The organism is Acinetobacter sp. 18QD2AZ41W, assembly GCF_009829025.1.
GTDB lineage: Bacteria > Pseudomonadota > Gammaproteobacteria > Pseudomonadales > Moraxellaceae > Acinetobacter > Acinetobacter pseudolwoffii.
Genome location: NZ_WURP01000001.1, coordinates 254,699 through 272,538 on the forward strand (window position 1 = coordinate 254,699; position 17,840 = coordinate 272,538).

Here is a 17,840-nt window from a genome sequence, read left to right on the forward strand (position 1 = left end):
TATATTTATGAGAATGATTAAATTATTTTGGAGTCTTTGAGTGATTCAAATTCGTCTTGTGGCTGGAGATGCTCAATCACTTCATCTTCAAGTTTAAGCTTGACGATGCCCTGAGAGTTGGTCAATTTCTGCTGAGTTTCAATGCGTTTAATCATTTTTTCCAGTACATGAATCAATTCTGGATATTCAAAGTTTTGTACTTCGTCCAGATTGAGCAGTAAATGAAAGCCTTTATATTCATAGTCGAACCAACGTTGATACTCAACTTTCTGCGATGCATATTTTTCCATTAGCTGCCAGGTTCTTACTGGTGCTTTAATGCCTTTCAAGAAAATTGGTTTCTTCGGCGCACATAAATAATCATTTTTGATCAGATTATGAGTATCTTCTGAAATCAGGATTTCATCCACTTCAGCTGCGCTCTGTAAGCGCGCTGCCAAGTTGGCATCCCGTCCTACAATGGTATAGGCCATCCGATGCGTCGCACCATAATTCCCGACGTGGCAATAACCGGTCGAAATACCCATACGGATATGCAGTGGCGGATAACCCATTTTAATCCAGCGCTCACGCAGCAGTTTCATTTGCTGACGCATGGCAATCGCCATTTCCATACAGTTCTTGGCATCCTGCTCTACGCCTTCAGAGTTTGGATCACCAAAGAAAATCAGGATGGCATCACCCATAAATTTATCGACAGTCGCTTCATAATTTTTGGCGATTTCGGTCATATGCCGCAAATAATCATTGAGCAAGAATGCTAAATCATCTGGAATAAGCGTTTCAGACAGTTCTGTAAAGCCTTGAATATCCGAGAAGAAAATTGTTAACTTTTTACGTTTATATTCAATTTTCGCTTCAGATTCACCTTTCATGATGGATTGCCACAACTGCACAGGCGCATAACGACTCAGCTGATTGGCAAATTCCATATAACGGTTCATCTGTTCAAAATAATGATTTTTCTTCTGGGTCATATATTGCACACGACCACTTTGATAAAAACTTCCGACACCAAAATAGGTAATCAGGCAGATGAAGCCTAAAACCGTCAGTTCACTGCTGGTCGGTTCAAAATAAGTCCCAAAACCAAAGACCAGAATATTGGCCAGATAAAAAACGGTGATCCCGACCAGACTGGCCAGAGAAGCCATCATCAATGAAATTTTATTACTGATTGCGGTATAGAGTATTGCCACCAAACCCAGCAAGGACAATACCAGATCCAGCTGTACTGCGGCCAAAACCACTACAATGACAATAACATCAATCAGAAAAAGAACATTGCGCCGAATACGATAATCATGGCGATAGATTAACCAGCGCGACAGTTTCGAGCTAATCAATAAAATCAGGAATAAAAATACAGGAACAAAGAGCTGATACTGGGTATCCGGTTCAGTGTAATGAAAGACGACCAGAACCAGAGACAGCATGATATAGCCCATCAAGCGATGAAAATATTCAAACTGTTGTGGTTCTTTTTGAATCCAGTCGCCTAATTGCATTCAGTCACTCCCTGAAATCCGCAATTGTTCATAGATCTCGGAATACTTGGGGCTAATCAGTCCATACGCCAGTCAAATGGCATATCGCCTTGACCACGTAGCGCCAGCATGAGTGTTTGACGCATATGTGCCAATACTTCACTGCTATAAGGAACAGCTGGTGTACCCCAAACAGGCTTCGGCCATGCTACATCGTTCTGATAACGAACCACATGATGAAAATGCAATTGCGGAACCATATTGCCCAATGCCGCGACATTCATTTTATCCGCACGGAAAACACGTGCCAGCTGGCTTGATAACCAGCTTGATTCACGTAAAAACTGCTCTTGGTCAGCTTGGCTCAATTCATATAATTCAGAGACACCCGGCACACGTGGAATCAGGATCAGCCAGGGAAATTGCATATCATTCATCAAACGACATGTTGACAAAGGAAAGTCGCCTACAAAAAAAGTATCTTGAGCAAGTTGTGGATGCAAACTAAACATATCTTTATAAATGATGCAAAATTAGAATGATGGCTAATACTAACATATCCAACCGAAGCTGAATATTGAAAGCAATGGGTTTAAAGACAAATTCTCATGATTTGTTGCAAGGCGCATCACGAGAATTTGTTCGAACATTTCATTAAGAAAAGCTGGTTTATCGTTCCTGAAAATTTCAATGAAAATGAAATGTATCATGAACTTTCAAACTGATTTAGTCTAAATCAAATTAGCCCACTTCTTTCAATAGACTGTCCAGCAAATCCTGAATAAACTGAATCCGCTTTTGGTAATCTTCCAGCATGACCATGACCTTAAGACGTTGCCCGCCATTCATACGGAAATAGGTTGGATGTTTCTGCATCATCTGGATAATGGTCATGGCCTGAACCGGGGTATCTGGCGCGAATTCCACATGCCCACCTTGAGTACTAATATCAATTTTGGTGATGCCAAGCTGCTCGGCTTTGAGACGAATCTGATGTACGGCAAAGAGCTGTTTGACCGGTTGTGGCGGTATGCCAAAACGGTCGATCAATTCCATCCGGATATTGTCCAGTTTTTCCTGAGTATCAGTATTACTGATACGCTTATAGAACAACAGACGCTGATGCACATCTCCGAGATAATCATCCGGAATGAGCGCTGGCATATGCAGGGTAATTTCTGCGGTCAATGACAAGGGTGCATCGAAGTTTGGGGTTTTACCTTTTTGAATGGCTTTGGTGGCTTTTTCCAGCATTTCCATATATAGGCTATAACCAATCGCCTGCATTGAACCGCTCTGCTGTTCACCGAGTAATTCACCTGCCCCGCGAATTTCCAGATCTTCGGTGGCCAGCATAAATCCGGCCCCCAAGGTCGAAGCACGCTGGATCGCATCCAGACGTTTTTCGGCATCGCCTTTTAAGGCTTTTAAAGACGGCACCATTAAATAGGCATAGGCCTGATGATGCGAGCGCCCGACTCGGCCACGGAGCTGATGTAATTGTGCCAGGCCCAGTTTGTCAGCACGTTCAATCAAAATGGTATTGGCATTTGGGACATCAATCCCGGTTTCAATAATGGTCGAACAGACCAGAACATTGTATTCCTTGTGATAGAACTGCTGCATCACCTGCTCCAGTTCACGTTCACGCATCTGGCCATGTGCCACAATCACCCGGGCTTCCGGCACCAATGTACGAATATGCGCTGCGGCACGGTCAATCGTATCGACTTCATTGTGCAGGAAATAGACCTGACCACCACGCAACAGTTCACGCAGAATCGCTTCTTTAATGGTGTCATCGGTATGTTCTTGCACAAAGGTTTTCACCGCAAGACGGCGTGCCGGCGGTGTGGCAATAATCGATAGATCACGCATGCCACTAAAGGCCATATTTAGTGTACGCGGAATTGGAGTGGCTGTCAGGGTCAACATATCGACATCGGCACGCATCGCCTTGATCCGCTCCTTGTCACGTACTCCGAAGCGATGTTCTTCATCGACAATCATCAGGCCAAGATTTTTAAACTGGACATTTTCCTGTAAAATTTTATGCGTACCAATCACGATATCCACTTTGCCTTCAATCAGGTCGTCAATGGTCTTGGTATGTGCTTTGGAAGAACCGAAACGTGACAGCACTTCAATCCGGACCGGCCAGTCGGCAAAGCGGTCTTTGAATGAATCATAGTGCTGTTGTGCCAGCAAGGTGGTCGGCACCAGAATCGCCACCTGCCGGTTATTCTGTACCGCAACAAATGCAGCACGCATCGCCACTTCCGTTTTACCAAAGCCGACATCACCACAGACCAGACGATCCATCGGCTTGGCTTGTTGCATGTCATGCAGCGTGGCTTCAATCGCATTGGCCTGATCCAGCGTTTCTTCATAGGCAAAGCCACTGGCAAACTGCATATACAGACTTTGATCAATTTCAAAACTGATGCCGGGTTTAGAGACACGGCGTGCCTGAATATGCAGCAACTCGGCCGCAACATCATGAATCTGTTCCAGCGCTTTATGTTTGGCTTTATTCCATGCATCTGTCCCGAGCTTATGCAATGGTGCCAGATCCGGATCACCACCGCTATATCGGCTGATTAAATGCAGATTGGTCACCGGCACATAGACTTTGGCCGCATCGGCATAATCCAGCTGCAAGAATTCATGATCCTGATCATCAATACTTAAGGTGACCAGACCGGCATAACGCCCCACTCCATAATCGATATGCACCACAGGCGCGCCCATGGTCAGTTCAGTCAGACTGCGGATCAGAAATTCTTCTGAAACTTCCTGCTGACGTTTACGGCGGCGTTGTACCACGCGATGTTCATAGAGCTGGTTTTCAGAAATAATGCTGACACGATCGGTCAGCACCAGACCACGCTCTAAAGGCGCATTGGTAATCGCAATCGCATACAGGGAGGTGATAAAGCTCTCAAAGTTATCAACCGTCGGAATATCACCCAGACTTGGTCGTAACGCATCTTTTAAGCTTTCACGGCGTCCGGCACTCTCGGCCACCAGCAGCACCGGATGATTGGCCTGATCGATATATTTTTTGACTTCAATAAATGGTTTTTCACGTTTTGGATCGACAGGCAGACGTGGTGGCAACTGGGTATCGAGGTTCAACACGCCGGCTTTTTGGTCAAAAGGCGTTTGGGCGGCAATAATACGTGCAAATTGATTCAGCTGCTCCAGAACCTGATTGGTTTGAAAGAACAGGCTGTCTGGGGGTAGGATCGGCTGATCAACATTGTGACGGCGATCTTCATAACGGCGCACCACATCTTGCCAGAATTGGGTCAAACTCTCGTCTAAAGCCCGATCTGTAATGACAATGCCATTCTTTGGTAAGTACGAAATAAGTGAGCTTTGGTCTTGCATGGCCTCAGCACTGAAAAACAAGGGCAAATAAAACTCGATTCCCGGTGAAACAATGCCCTCGATCACATCTAGATAGATCGGGTTTTTCTTCGGATTGGCAGTCGGGAAAAATTCGGCATAGCGGTCACGGAACGTCGCACGGCCTTCCTTGAGCGGAAATTCCTGTGCCGGCAATACGGTAAACTGTTGCAAACTTTGTGTGGTGCGCTGAGTTTCGGAATCAAAAAATTTCAGGCTTTCAATTTCATCATCAAACAGGTCAATCCGAATCGGTGCTTCCTGCCCCGAGGCATAAATATCCATGATACTGCCGCGTACCGCAAACTCACCCGGATCATAAACCGTATCGACCAGATGATAACCGGCCTGAATCAGCTTTTTCTTCTGTTGTTCCAGATCGAATTTCTGTCCGACGTGAATATCAAAATGTTCACCCAAAATCCATGAAGTCGGTGCGACACGCTGTGCCAAGGTTGAGGCAGAAAGTAACAGCACGCCAGTTTTTGGCATATTGGATAAAATCGCCAGACGTTCCGAGACAATATCCTGGTGCGGAGACAGGCGGTCATAAGGCAAAATTTCCCAATCTGGAAAAATCGTGGGTTTAATCCCATAAAATTCCAGTTCACTTTCCAGTTGACCCAAATGCTGGTTATTGCGTGCAATCACAATAAATAAACGCGATTGCTGCTGCACGATTTCTTTGAGCAACAATGCCGTCGAGGAACCTTGCAGATTGCCTAACCAGCGTTTCTCGCCTGCTTTGAGTTGTGGTAAATTGAGTTGAGAAATTTCTTGTTGGAACATGGATATAGCTTTAAAGTCTAAATAACCTGAGGCTTATACTAGCACGATGATCTCAGGATATTTTGTTATTTTTATGCAGTCTTGCCACATCCATACGCTTCGATTTCAAGCCACTTTTAACACTTATTTTTTCTCTCGCAGAAAGTTACGATAATAATCATTTAACTTCTTGAGGATCATTTTAAATTGCAGCAGGTTTTCTTCGGTATTTCCCAAAGTCACATTAAAACGCTGATGGGCAATTTCCAGATCAATCTTTTCATTGATCAGCATCGCGGTGTCGTATAACGCTTTTAAATCATCAAACTGTTTTAAACGGCGATTGGACAAATATTCTAAGCGTGCGGCCAGTTCCTGATTTAAATCAATACCATCCACGATATACCCTGTATCTTCTGTATACTGGATATTCTGCTCGTCTAAATATAACTGTACAGCAGTCGGTTTATTAGTTTTAAATAATGCACTGATTTTATCAAACATCGCCATTTACCCAGCCAAATAAAGTTCAGACCCTAGTCTAGATGAAAATGCCTCAAATCCACATATCGAACTTGAGGCAAATTGTCAAAATCACAACAATCAGTTGAGTTGAGCTGTTTCAAGACAATTTATGCTATCAAGAAACCTGTTCGAGCTGACTCTCTGCTACAGGTATTTCAGACACCAGATTTTCAAATGCAAAGATTTCTTCTAATTGTGTTTCGCTTAATAAACCGAGTTCCAATACCACTTGCGGCACGGTTTTATTTTCACGCATACATTGTTTACCAATTTCATCACATTTGGCATGCCCCAGAATCGGCTCAAGTAAGGTCACAATCCCGACACTGCGCATGACCGAACTTAAACAGATTTCTTCATTGGCCTGAATGCCAGCAATACATTTCTGATTCAGGGTTTGCATGCCTTGAGTCAACAATTGAATCGACTCATTCATGGTCAGGGCAATCACAGGTTCCATCACATTCAGTTGTAACTGCCCAGCTTCCGCTGCCATAGTAATGGTCAAATCATTACCGATGACCCGGAAGGCAATCTGATTGACCACTTCCGGAATCACAGGATTGATTTTTGCCGGCATAATTGATGAGCCTGCTTGCAATTCCGGTAAGCGAATTTCAGCCAGACCTGTACGTGGTCCCGAGCTAAGCAAGCGCAAGTCATTACAGATTTTGGACAGTTTCACTGCCAGGCGTTTTAAACTGCTCGACAAGATAATAAAGACACCACAATCACTGGTGGCCTCCACATAATCTTCTGCACCTTTTAAAGGCAGCCCCGTCAGGTGCGCCAAAGTTTCGACGACTCGCGTCGCATAACCTGGCGGTGTGTTTACCCCAGTCCCGATCGCCGTTGCACCTAAATTCACTTCCAGCAATAACTGGCGCATCTGCTCAATCAGTTTTAAATCTTCCTTTAATAAAGTCGCAAAAGCCCGGAATTCCTGCTCCATGGTCATCGGGACTGCATCTTGCAACTGGGTACGTCCCATCTTGATCACATACTGAAATTCGGCTGCCTTCATATATAAACAGTCAATCAGTGCTTTTAACACTGCCAATAATTCATTCAGGCTGCTATAAGTTGCCAAACGCAAAGCAGTTGGATAGACATCATTAGTCGATTGCGAAGTATTCACATGATCATTCGGATGCAGGATGTGATACTCACCTTTATGATGCCCCAAGAGCTCTAAGGCGATATTGGCAATGACTTCATTGGCATTCATATTAATTGACGTACCAGCACCGCCCTGATAAGGATCAAGTGGAAAGGCTGCTTGCCAGTTTTCAGGATGCTGAATCAATTCATTACATGCTTTTTGAATCGCAGTACTGGTTTGCTCGGATATTTTTTGAAAATGCAGGTTGGTCTGTGCCGAAGCTTTTTTGACCTGGGCCAATGCACAAATAAAATGTGATTGTTGCCCTATCGCCAATCCTGAAATCTGGAAATTTTCGATGGCACGTAAAGTGTGAATCCCATAATAGCTATGCAACGGGATCTGTTTTTCCCCCAATAAGTCACGTTCAATGCGGGTCGGTTCGATTTGCAGCATATTGTCCACTAAAAAATACCTTGGCGATGCACCGTATTTGGTGTGGTCTCAATATGAGCAAACAAATACAGAGCGAATAGGAGGACTTTAACCTAAATTTGCTACGATTTATTACCAATACAGTAAAGCTGTGAGTTTTGTAAGATCATGTAAATAAAAAGCTAAAATTTAAATCTTTTAATCGCTTATCCTGAATTAGCTTGTTTTTCCTCAATCCAATACTTTATCTCTCGCTGTTAAGTGGCTTAACTTTCCTTAAGTTCCATCTAGTTAAATTGGTATTTACAATAAACATACATAAAAGCCGTGTAAATGTTACAGAGTGTAATTTTTAAACCGTGCTTGAATCACTGCCTTGTGATCTCCGTACAAAAAATCATCTGGAACGATGGTTTCCATATTTACAGGATGCCCTGCCTATGACTTATTTAAATCCGACCCTGATTACCTTCATGTTTTATATTATGGCCATGATTGCAATCGGTTTATATGCTTACCGTTCAACCTCCAATTTTGATGAATATATTTTAGGTGGACGTAGTCTGGGCAGTGTCGTTACAGCTCTTTCCGCAGGTGCATCAGATATGAGTGGCTGGCTGCTGATGGGTCTTCCGGGCGCAATTTACCTGTCTGGCCTGTCAGAAGCCTGGATTGCCATCGGCCTGATTATCGGAGCGTGGCTAAACTGGTTACTGGTGGCAGGTCGTCTACGGGCGCATACCGAATACCAGAATAACGCCCTGACCCTGCCAGATTATTTCACCAGCCGTTTTTCCGACCGCAAACGCATTTTACGGGTCTTGTCTGCCTTGGTGATTCTGGTGTTCTTTGCAATTTATTGTGCCTCGGGCATGGTCGCAGGTGCACGCCTGTTTGAAAGCCTGTTCGGCTGGAATTACACCACAGCGCTTATCATCGGTGCGATGGCGACAATTTTATATGTGTGTATTGGTGGTTTTCTGGCAATCAGCTGGACGGATACTTTTCAGGCCGGTTTGATGATCTTCGCACTGTTGCTGACCCCGATCATTACCTTCCTGGCCTTGGGTGACAATAGCCAGCAAGTGAGTGTCATCCTTGAATCTGCCCGTCCACATGCGTCCAGTATGCTTGAAGGCTTAAGCCTGGTGGCGATTATTTCCAGTCTGGCCTGGGGTTTGGGTTATTTTGGTCAACCACATATTTTAGTGCGCTTCATGGCAGCAGATTCAGTGAAGACCATTCCTGCTGCACGCCGTATTGGCATGACCTGGATGATTCTGTGTCTAGGCGGCGCAGTGGCAGCTGGTTATATCGGGATTGCCTATTTCACCGTTAATCCAACATTCGCCTCGGTGGTGAACCAGAACCCTGAAACCGTGTTTATGGAATTGACTAAAATCCTGTTTAATCCATGGATCGCTGGCATCGTACTTGCAGCTATCTTGGCGGCGATTATGAGCACCTTGAGCTGTCAGCTTCTGGTCTGTTCAACCACCCTGACTGAAGATTTATACAAGAGCTTCCTGCGCAAAAATGCCTCGCAAAAAGAACTGATCTGGGTCGGTCGTGCTATGGTTTTAGTAATTGCGTTAATTGCGATTGCCTTGGCGATTAATCCGAACAGCAAGGTTTTAGGTCTGGTGGCTTATGCCTGGGCAGGCTTTGGTGCAGCATTTGGCCCCTTGATTATCTTGTCTCTGTTCTGGAAGCGTATGACCCTCAACGGCGCGATTGTCGGCATGCTGGTCGGTGCGGTGACGGTAATCGTCTGGAAAAACTATATGGGTGATACCGGCCTGTACGAGATTATTCCCGGTTTTATTCTGGCTACCCTGAGTATCGTGATTGTCAGCTTACTGGATAAGGCACCGAGTGATGATGTGGTACATCGTTTTGAAATGGCCAAAGCTGAATATCAAAAAGAAATGGCTGAAATGAAAAAATAGTCTGGATATTCAATACAATAAAAGGGACTTTCGAGTCCCTTTTGTGTTTTTTAGATTAGTCGTTAATACGCTACAAATTATTTAGATTTTCCCGGTATTTTTAGATGGATCTGCTGACTTTCTTTAATCACCTCCATCACCGGATAACTGCGCGTCTCCTTGATTCCAGGCAATTGCCACAAGATCTGACCGGAAATTTTGCGAAACTCATCCATATTGGCACAGCGGATTTTTACCACAAAATCGAAACCGCCACTGATCATATGGCATTCGATAATTTCCGGAATTTGTCGTACTGCATGGGAAAATTCTTCTAAAACATTCGGCGTAGTTTTATCAAGTAAAATCTCTACAAAAACCACAAAGGCGTTATTGAGCAGGCCTGGATTCAGGCGGGCTTCATAACCCAGAATATAACCTTCCTTGGTCAGTTTCTGCACCCGCGCAAGTGCCGCGGTCGGTGACAAATTCACCAGTTCAGCCAGTTTAATATTGGATAATTTGGCATCGGATTGTAATAAACTCAGGATACGGATATCTATACGGTCTAGGCTCAAAGAAGGACGCTGCATTAGAATTATTCTCTAAAAAATATAAAAACTATAGTGAGATATTCGTCAAATATTCTGTGATTATAGATTAAAACTCGTTAGCCCCGCTAGATCTGATTGCAGCAGTACAGGATGTCACTATGCCGACCACACTAAGCCCAACCTATGGTTCAGATGCCATGAAGCAGCCAAATTACGTCACTGAATTTGAAGACAAAAATAAATACGAACAACGCATCAATACTGCATGGCGTCGTGCAGAGACCGAATGCGTCGAAGAGCTATTGGCGCATAGTGAAATTTCCTCCGAACTCAGCGACAAGATTCAGGCACTCGCCTTTGATCTGGCACATTCACTGCGTGAACGTAAAAGCTCAGGCGGCAAGGCCGGCATCGTACAGGGATTATTGCAGGAATTTTCTTTATCTTCCCAAGAAGGCATTGCCCTGATGTGTCTGGCAGAAGCCTTATTGCGGATTCCGGACAAAGCCACGCGTGACCTGTTGATCCGCGACAAGATCAATCAGGGCAACTGGAAAGAACATCTCGGCCAAAGCCAGCTGATGTTTGTCAATGCTGCAGCCTGGGGCTTGATGCTGACCGGCAAACTGATGGAAACCCCACAGCAAAAAAGCCTGTCCAGTCTGTTAACCGGCATTTTGGCGCGCAGTGGTCGTGGGATTATTCGCAAAGCCGTCGATGTTGCCATGCGCATGATGGGCGAACAGTTTGTGACGGGTGAAACCATTGATGAGGCGCTGAAAAATGCAGAACGTCTGGAAGAAAAAGGCTTTCGTTATTCCTATGACATGCTTGGTGAAGCAGCACTGACCGATCCGGATGCGGAACGCTATTATCAGGATTATCAGCAAGCGATTCATGCCATCGGGCAAGCCTCGCAGGATAAAGACGTTTATGATGGCCCGGGCATTTCCATCAAACTCTCTGCCCTGCATCCGCGTTATCAGCGCGCGCAGGTCGATCGGGTACATGATGAACTGTATGGAAAAATGCTTAAACTCGCGGTCTTGGCGAAACAGTACAATATCGGTTTAAACATTGATGCCGAAGAAACTGATCGTCTGGAAATTTCCTTGCAACTGCTTGAACGCCTGTGTTTTGAGCCGCAATTACAAGACTGGAAAGGCATTGGCTTTGTGATTCAAGCCTATCAAAAACGCTGTTTCTATGTGGTAGATTATATTGTTGATCTGGCCAAACGTAGTCAGAAACGCCTGATGATTCGTCTGGTCAAAGGTGCCTATTGGGACAGCGAGATCAAGAAAGCACAGATTGAAGGCATGTCGGACTATCCGGTATTCACTCGTAAGGTGCATACCGATCTGTCTTATATCGCCTGTGCGCGTAAATTATTGGCTGAACCGGATTATATCTATCCGCAATTTGCCACGCATAATGCACAAACCGTGGCCACGATTTACCAACTGGCGCAACCTGAGCAGTATTATGCGGGTCAATATGAATTCCAGTGTCTGCATGGCATGGGCGAACCCTTGTATGAAAATGTGGTGGGCGACAAGTCAGCGAATAAGCTCGGTGTACCTTGTCGTATTTATGCGCCAGTCGGCAATCATGAAACCTTATTGGCTTATCTGGTGCGTCGTTTGCTGGAAAATGGCGCAAATACGTCTTTTGTCAACCGGATTGCCGACAAAACCCTAAATATCGAAGATTTGATTGAGAATCCACAACAAACGATTTTAAAAGCTGCACAGCAGGAAGTCATGATCGGTGCCAAGCATCCGCATATTCCTTATCCGCAAGATCTGTATGGCACACGTATTAACTCATCGGGTCTGGATCTCGCCAATGATGCAGAGCTGAGCGCCTTAAATGAAGTCGCTGCCAGCCTGAAAAACACACAATTTCAGGCAGCAGCCATGGGAACGGCATTTACAGGGACCGACACAAGTAACGCAGTGCAAATCATCAATCCGGCACAACATCAGGATGTAGTCGGTACAGTCTATGAAGCGACTCAGGAACAGGCTGAAATTGCCTTAACGCAAGCTGTCAATGCACAAGGTTTCTGGGCCAATTTGCCAAAAAATGAGCGAGCAGCCTGCCTGAATAAAGCCGCGGATCTGATGGAACAGCGTTTGCTGACACTGATGGTGATTCTGTCCCGTGAAGCTGGCAAAACCTATGCCAATGCCATTGCCGAGGTCCGGGAGGCGGTAGATTTCTTGCGCTACTATGCCGGTCAGATGTTGGATTTAGCTGAAAATACACAGATTCAACCTTTGGGTACCGTGCTGTGTATCAGTCCATGGAACTTCCCGTTGGCAATTTTTACCGGCCAGATTTCAGCAGCGCTGGTCGCGGGCAATACCGTTATTGCCAAACCGGCAGAACAGACCCCGCTGATTGCTGCACAAGCGGTGCAGATTTTATGGGAAGCTGGCATTCCGCAAGACGTCTTACAGCTCTTGCCGGGTCAAGGTGAAAGCATTGGTGCGCAGCTCAGTGCAGATTCACGCATTCAGGGTATCATGTTTACCGGCTCAACCGAGGTCGCCCATATTCTGCAAAAAACTGTAGCGGAACGTCTGAACCAGTTTGGCGAAATTGTGACCCTGATTGCTGAAACCGGCGGTCAAAATGCCATGATTGTCGATTCATCTGCATTAACTGAGCAAGTGGTGCTTGATGTGGTTAATTCTGCCTATGACAGTGCCGGCCAGCGTTGTTCTGCTTTGCGTGTGCTCTGTGTGCAAGAAGATAACCTGGATGCTGTGCGCACGATGCTCAAAGGTGCCATGCAGCAGTTAAGAGTCGGCAATCCGATTTTATTAAAAACCGATATTGGTCCGGTGATTGACGCGGAAGCCCAGCAAAATATTCAGACGCATATTCAGCAGATGCGCAGCAAAGGTCACAAAGTCCATCAACTGATGTTTGACCAAGATGAGACTGAATTAACCCAAGGCACCTTTATTCCGCCAACATTGATTGAACTTCCAAACCTGAACGATCTGGAGCGTGAAGTCTTTGGTCCGGTGCTGCATCTGATCAGCTATAAATATGGTGAACTGGAACAGTTATTGGAACAGATCAACAGCAAAGGCTATGGTCTGACCATGGGCTTACACACACGTATTGATGAAACCATACAAACCGTGATTGCGCGAGCAGAAGTCGGTAACTTGTATATCAACCGTAATATCGTCGGTGCAGTTGTGGGTGTTCAGCCTTTCGGTGGTGAAGGCTTGTCCGGTACTGGCCCTAAAGCTGGTGGGCCGCTTTACATCTACCGTTTAATGCAGCAGCTTTCCGAGAAGAAACTGGCGCAGCCTTATGCCATGCGATCTGATCAAGCCCCTATTGAACACAAACCAGTCCAGGAATTTAAGGCTTGGGCCTCTAAAACTTTACCCACAATCTCCTTAAAAGCACCCAGCCAGATTGCGACCGGACAAAGCTTTAGTTTGCAAGGTCCAACCGGCGAAGAAAACCAGTACATGATCTTGCCACGTGAAAGTGTTCTATCTTTGGCGCACACCGAGCAAGACCAGATTCAGCAAATTTTGGCGATTTTATCGGTCGGCAGTCGCCCTGCAGTATTGGCTGAAAATACTTTTGTGCTGAAATATCTACAAACAATGCCAAAAGCAGTTGCTGCCCGATTCAAAGTGATTCAAGACATTGAAAGTGGGGAATTTGATGCTGTATTACATCATGGTGATGCTGCGGAATTGATTGATTTACAGAAGCGTATTGCGGCTCGAAAAGGCCCCATTGTAGGAATCACGCATTTAAACTCAGGCAATCATGACATTCCGGTGGAGCGATTGGTGCTTGAACGGGCCATTAGCATCAATACGGCAGCAGCCGGTGGCAATGCCAGTTTGATGACGATGAGTCATCTCTAAATTAATCGAATCATCTTGTCATTTTTCTGTTCATGATTTCCTCTTTACGGCCAAATTTTTCTCCTCAGAGGGTTTGGTCTTTTTTATGCAGTTTTTAAAGCCGCTCAGCCACAATAGGCTTAGGCAGATCAGCAATTATTTGCTACCATTTGCGCTTTAAAATATTTGCGACTTCTTACTGCATATGACTTCATCTTATCAGCAACAACTCGATGCCAAAATTGAACGCATCAGCGCTCAGTTTGCCGAATATCAACCACCTGCCCTCGAAGTATTCCAGTCTCCTGAAAAATATTTCCGCATGCGTGCTGAATTTCGGATCTGGCATACTGAGGATGACATGTTCTATGCCATGTTCGAGCGCAATGAAGATCAACAGAAAAAAGTCATCCGCATTGATGAATTTCCGGTTGCAGACCTCAGTATCAATCAGTTGATGCCTAAATTACTGCAAGCGCTCAAAGCAGATCCAGTATTATCGACACGTCTGTTTGAAGTACATTTTCTGGCGACCTTAAGTGGTCAGGTTCTGGTTTCTCTGATTTATCATCGTAAATTGGATGAAAGCTGGGAACCGGCAGCCAAAGCACTGGCAGAACAGTTAAATATCAAGTTAATTGGCCGCAGCCGTGGACAGAAGTTTGTCCTGTCTGATGAATATGTGGTGGAAGAACTTTCTGTTTTTGATCGTACCTATCAATACAAACAGATCGAGAGCAGCTTTACCCAGCCGAATGCCCAAGTCTGCCAAAACATGCTGGAATGGGCATGTGATGCAGCAGAGCAATCTGATCAAGATTTGCTGGAATTATATTGTGGTAATGGTAACTTTACCCTGCCACTCTCGACCAAGTTCCGCCGTGTTCTGGCAACCGAGTTAGCCAAATCTTCAGTCTATGCGGCTGAGTGGAATATTGAGCAAAACCAGATTGGGAATATTCAGGTCGCGCGTCTTTCTGCAGAAGAGTTCACCCAAGCTTACAACGGCGAGCGTGTTTTCCGCCGCCTGCAAGAAGCCAATATTGATCTTGCGACTTATGATTTTGATACAGTCTTTGTCGATCCACCGCGTGCCGGTATTGATGATGAAACGCTTAAACTATTACAGCGCTTCCAACGCATTATTTACATTTCTTGCAATCCAGACACATTGCATGACAATCTGAAACAGTTGTCTCAAACCCATAAAATCAGCAAATTCGCCATGTTTGACCAATTTCCATATACGCACCATGTAGAAACGGGCGTATTGTTAGAAAGAATATAAAGAATTTGTTTCAATTTATTTTCTTGTTACAAAAAAGGAGTTTTTCGAAATTCCTTTTTTTATATCTTAAATCATTAACTTAATAACAAATTATCATTTGTACAGCTAAAAATATCGTTAGCTCTTTGAGCTTCAATCGGAAATTTTAAAGACCAACTGCTGCTTTTATCACATAGGTCCTATTGCTTTATTTATTTAATTGGCTATATTTCACTCTATGTTAGGTTGTTGTATGAAGGCTCTATGAGTTTTTGGCAAAAGTTGTTTTCTGTGGAACAACACAATGAACACAAGAATCAGATTGCTTGTGTAGAAAATGATTGCTCTTTCAAGACAAATGAACAGCTTCTTGAAGCTTTGTCTAAAGCAACTGATGAAGAGATCATCATCGGAATCAAAAAGGTTCTTGTATCACGCGGCTATAGTCGTAAGGAACTGAATGAACTTCAACACTTGCCCTTGCAGTAATCGGCAAAGGCTCTAGCCTGATCAAAAAAAGCACTTGTCTAATCAGGTGCTTTTTTTTATATCTGTCGCTTTAATTACATTGAAGAAGAACCAAACTTAGAGAGTTCAATTGTATAAATCCGACTACACAACCTTCTGCCTTCTATTGAGTAATTGGTAATAAATCTGAACACTTCTTCCTCTCACTTTTTCTGATTTTATTGAAATGTAAAAGTTAGCTTAGGCTATTTATGGGTGTTGCTGAACAGATGTTCATCTGAATTCTGCCATACAGGTGATCAAGTCACTTGCTGCATACGCCTATTGCTTGTCTGCCTAAACTCAAGCAAAGCGTCGATTAATTTAGCAAAAGGCAGTACACTTGCTATTAAACTACAATGCTTTTTTAAATGGCTTAATTCTGATATGCAACAGACTAAACGGTTTCCCATAGGAGCACATCTTATGGTTAAACATTTCGGTTATACCCATCATGGGATATACGCTGGACGTGGTCGTGTTATTCATTATTCGGGCTTTGCACATTTATTTAAGAAACGCCCCATTGAAATAACCTCTATTGAAAAATTCAGTCATGGCAAAGCGATTCATGTGCAACATTATGACTCGGCGAAATATAAAGGCCGTAAAGTTGTGCGTCGCATGCGTTCCAGAATGCATGAAAATAATTATCATCTGATTATCAATAATTGCGAACATCTGTGTACTTGGGCGATTACTGGCGTAGAAAGCAGCCCGCAAGTGATCTATATGATGAATCGCCTGACCACGATTGGTTATATCAGCTCGATGATGAGCTTCATGAACAGCATGTTCCTGACCCTGACCACGACGAGTTTTGCCTTGGCCTTGTACATCAAGAAGAAGCTTAGAGATAAAGCCAATCTGCGTTTGCAACAATACCGTGAATTGCAAGATCAGGCTAAAACGAAAGTGTCAGACCTGACTAATCTTAAACATCGTTAATTTAAAGCTCAGCCTGCCGATGATTTTTTGTTAGTAAGAAATTTTGAGTTCGGGTTTAAACTTTGATATTAAAAGGAACAGATCAGGTTAAATAACCTTTTTTGGCCTGAATCGCTTCAGGTAAACCTTTACCCAAAGAGCTTAAGGTTTCCCGTTCTACCAGTCGTACCATTGAATCGAGTGGCAGATCATTATCCTGTAGCCCAAAAGGCTCTTCTAGCTCAGCACTGAGCTCATCTAGGCCTAAGAGCATATAAGCAATCAACCCGACCAGAATCGGCGTCCACAGGCCCAGATTGGCCTGCAAACTAAAAGGCAAAATAAAACAGAACGAATACACTGCACGATGTAACAGTACCGAATAAGAAAATGGCAATGGCGTCGACAGTATCCGGTCACAACCGGCCTGAATATTGCCCAAGGCCACAGTATGCTGATTCAAATTGTTATAAATAATATCGCTGATGTTGCCCTGCTTATATTGCTGAACCAACTCCTTTTGCATCTGTTCCAGCACCCATTGTGAAGGATTGATTTGCACGAGCAACTGATCGAATGCCATATTTTCAAAATGCGTGGTTGTTTGGTAATGCTGAATACTTTGTACTTGCTGTCTGAGCCGGTCACGCAACAGATGGCTAAACAGCATCATGCGATATAACAAGACCTCGCGGGTCTGATCATCCAGCACATGGCTGTCCCGGCATAAATGACGTGTGGTGGCGATTAGCGCTCCCCAGAGCTTGCGCCCTTCCCACCAGCGCTCATAACATGCCGTATTTCTAAAGCTGAGAAAGATCGAAAGAATCACACCAAAAATGGTAAAGCCGATTGCGGGTACGGCAGGAAGATTCACAAAATGTGCCTGACTCAAATAGACCAGTAGGCCGGAAATAAAGACCACCAAGACTAAAGCCGGCAATACCTTAGGCAAAATTGTGCCCTGCCAGGCAAACAGTAAACCGATACTATTGTTTTTATCACGCACAATCATGGCATTTTCCCTGCTGTATTGAAA

At 44.4% G+C, this 17,840-nt stretch carries 12 protein-coding genes; 5 read left to right on the plus strand and 7 right to left on the minus strand.

Annotation, left to right across the window (positions count from 1 at the left end):
- Positions 1-17: 17 nt before the first annotated feature.
- The 5 genes from GVV58_RS01155 to GVV58_RS01175 form a co-directional block, all read right to left on the minus strand.
- Positions 18-1,508 carry an adenylate/guanylate cyclase domain-containing protein gene (locus tag GVV58_RS01155; RefSeq protein ID WP_159515800.1) on the minus strand — a complete coding sequence of 497 codons (1,491 nt, stop codon included), beginning with the start codon at positions 1,506-1,508 and terminating at the stop codon, positions 18-20.
- A gap of 56 nt (positions 1,509-1,564) precedes the next feature.
- Positions 1,565-1,999 (minus strand): HIT family protein, encoded by a 435-nt coding sequence (locus GVV58_RS01160; RefSeq protein WP_004646760.1) that lies wholly within the window; start codon positions 1,997-1,999, stop codon positions 1,565-1,567.
- 229 nt (positions 2,000-2,228) lie between these two features.
- Positions 2,229-5,687, minus strand: a complete 3,459-nt coding sequence (gene mfd, locus GVV58_RS01165) for a transcription-repair coupling factor (RefSeq protein ID WP_159515801.1) — start codon at positions 5,685-5,687, stop codon at positions 2,229-2,231.
- Positions 5,688-5,810: 123 nt separating this feature from the next.
- Positions 5,811-6,176: a hypothetical protein gene (locus tag GVV58_RS01170; RefSeq protein ID WP_171502615.1), complete on the minus strand. Its 366-nt coding sequence runs from the start codon at positions 6,174-6,176 to the stop codon at positions 5,811-5,813.
- 130 nt (positions 6,177-6,306) lie between these two features.
- Positions 6,307-7,749 carry an aspartate ammonia-lyase gene (locus tag GVV58_RS01175; RefSeq protein WP_171304268.1) on the minus strand — a complete coding sequence of 481 codons (1,443 nt, stop codon included), beginning with the start codon at positions 7,747-7,749 and terminating at the stop codon, positions 6,307-6,309.
- 419 nt (positions 7,750-8,168) lie between these two features.
- Here GVV58_RS01175 and putP point away from each other — a divergent pair, with 419 nt between their 5' ends.
- On the plus strand, positions 8,169-9,677 hold the full coding sequence (putP, locus tag GVV58_RS01180) for a sodium/proline symporter PutP (RefSeq protein WP_159515802.1): 1,509 nt from the start codon (positions 8,169-8,171) through the stop codon (positions 9,675-9,677).
- Between the two features lie 77 nt (positions 9,678-9,754).
- Here putP and GVV58_RS01185 read toward each other — a convergent pair whose 3' ends face one another.
- The gene (locus GVV58_RS01185; protein WP_159515803.1) at positions 9,755-10,249 is read right to left on the minus strand and encodes an Lrp/AsnC ligand binding domain-containing protein; all 495 of its coding nucleotides are present in this window, start codon (positions 10,247-10,249) and stop codon (positions 9,755-9,757) included.
- 119 nt (positions 10,250-10,368) lie between these two features.
- Between GVV58_RS01185 and putA the strand changes: the two genes are divergently transcribed.
- The 4 genes from putA (at position 10,369) to GVV58_RS01205 (ending at position 16,822) form a co-directional block, all read left to right on the plus strand.
- On the plus strand, positions 10,369-14,121 hold the full coding sequence (gene putA / locus GVV58_RS01190; RefSeq protein WP_159515804.1) for a trifunctional transcriptional regulator/proline dehydrogenase/L-glutamate gamma-semialdehyde dehydrogenase: 3,753 nt from the start codon (positions 10,369-10,371) through the stop codon (positions 14,119-14,121).
- A gap of 184 nt (positions 14,122-14,305) precedes the next feature.
- A complete protein-coding gene (gene trmA / locus GVV58_RS01195) occupies positions 14,306-15,388 on the plus strand; it encodes a tRNA (uridine(54)-C5)-methyltransferase TrmA (protein ID WP_159515805.1) in 1,083 nt (360 codons plus the stop codon).
- Between the two features lie 243 nt (positions 15,389-15,631).
- The gene (locus GVV58_RS01200) at positions 15,632-15,856 is read left to right on the plus strand and encodes a hypothetical protein (protein ID WP_005096749.1); all 225 of its coding nucleotides are present in this window, start codon (positions 15,632-15,634) and stop codon (positions 15,854-15,856) included.
- Between the two features lie 405 nt (positions 15,857-16,261).
- A complete protein-coding gene (locus GVV58_RS01205) occupies positions 16,262-16,822 on the plus strand; it encodes a lecithin retinol acyltransferase family protein (RefSeq protein ID WP_034608524.1) in 561 nt (186 codons plus the stop codon).
- 82 nt (positions 16,823-16,904) lie between these two features.
- Here GVV58_RS01205 and GVV58_RS01210 read toward each other — a convergent pair whose 3' ends face one another.
- Positions 16,905-17,816, minus strand: a complete 912-nt coding sequence (locus GVV58_RS01210; RefSeq protein ID WP_005096746.1) for a bestrophin family protein — start codon at positions 17,814-17,816, stop codon at positions 16,905-16,907.
- Between the last annotated feature and the right edge of the window lie 24 nt (positions 17,817-17,840).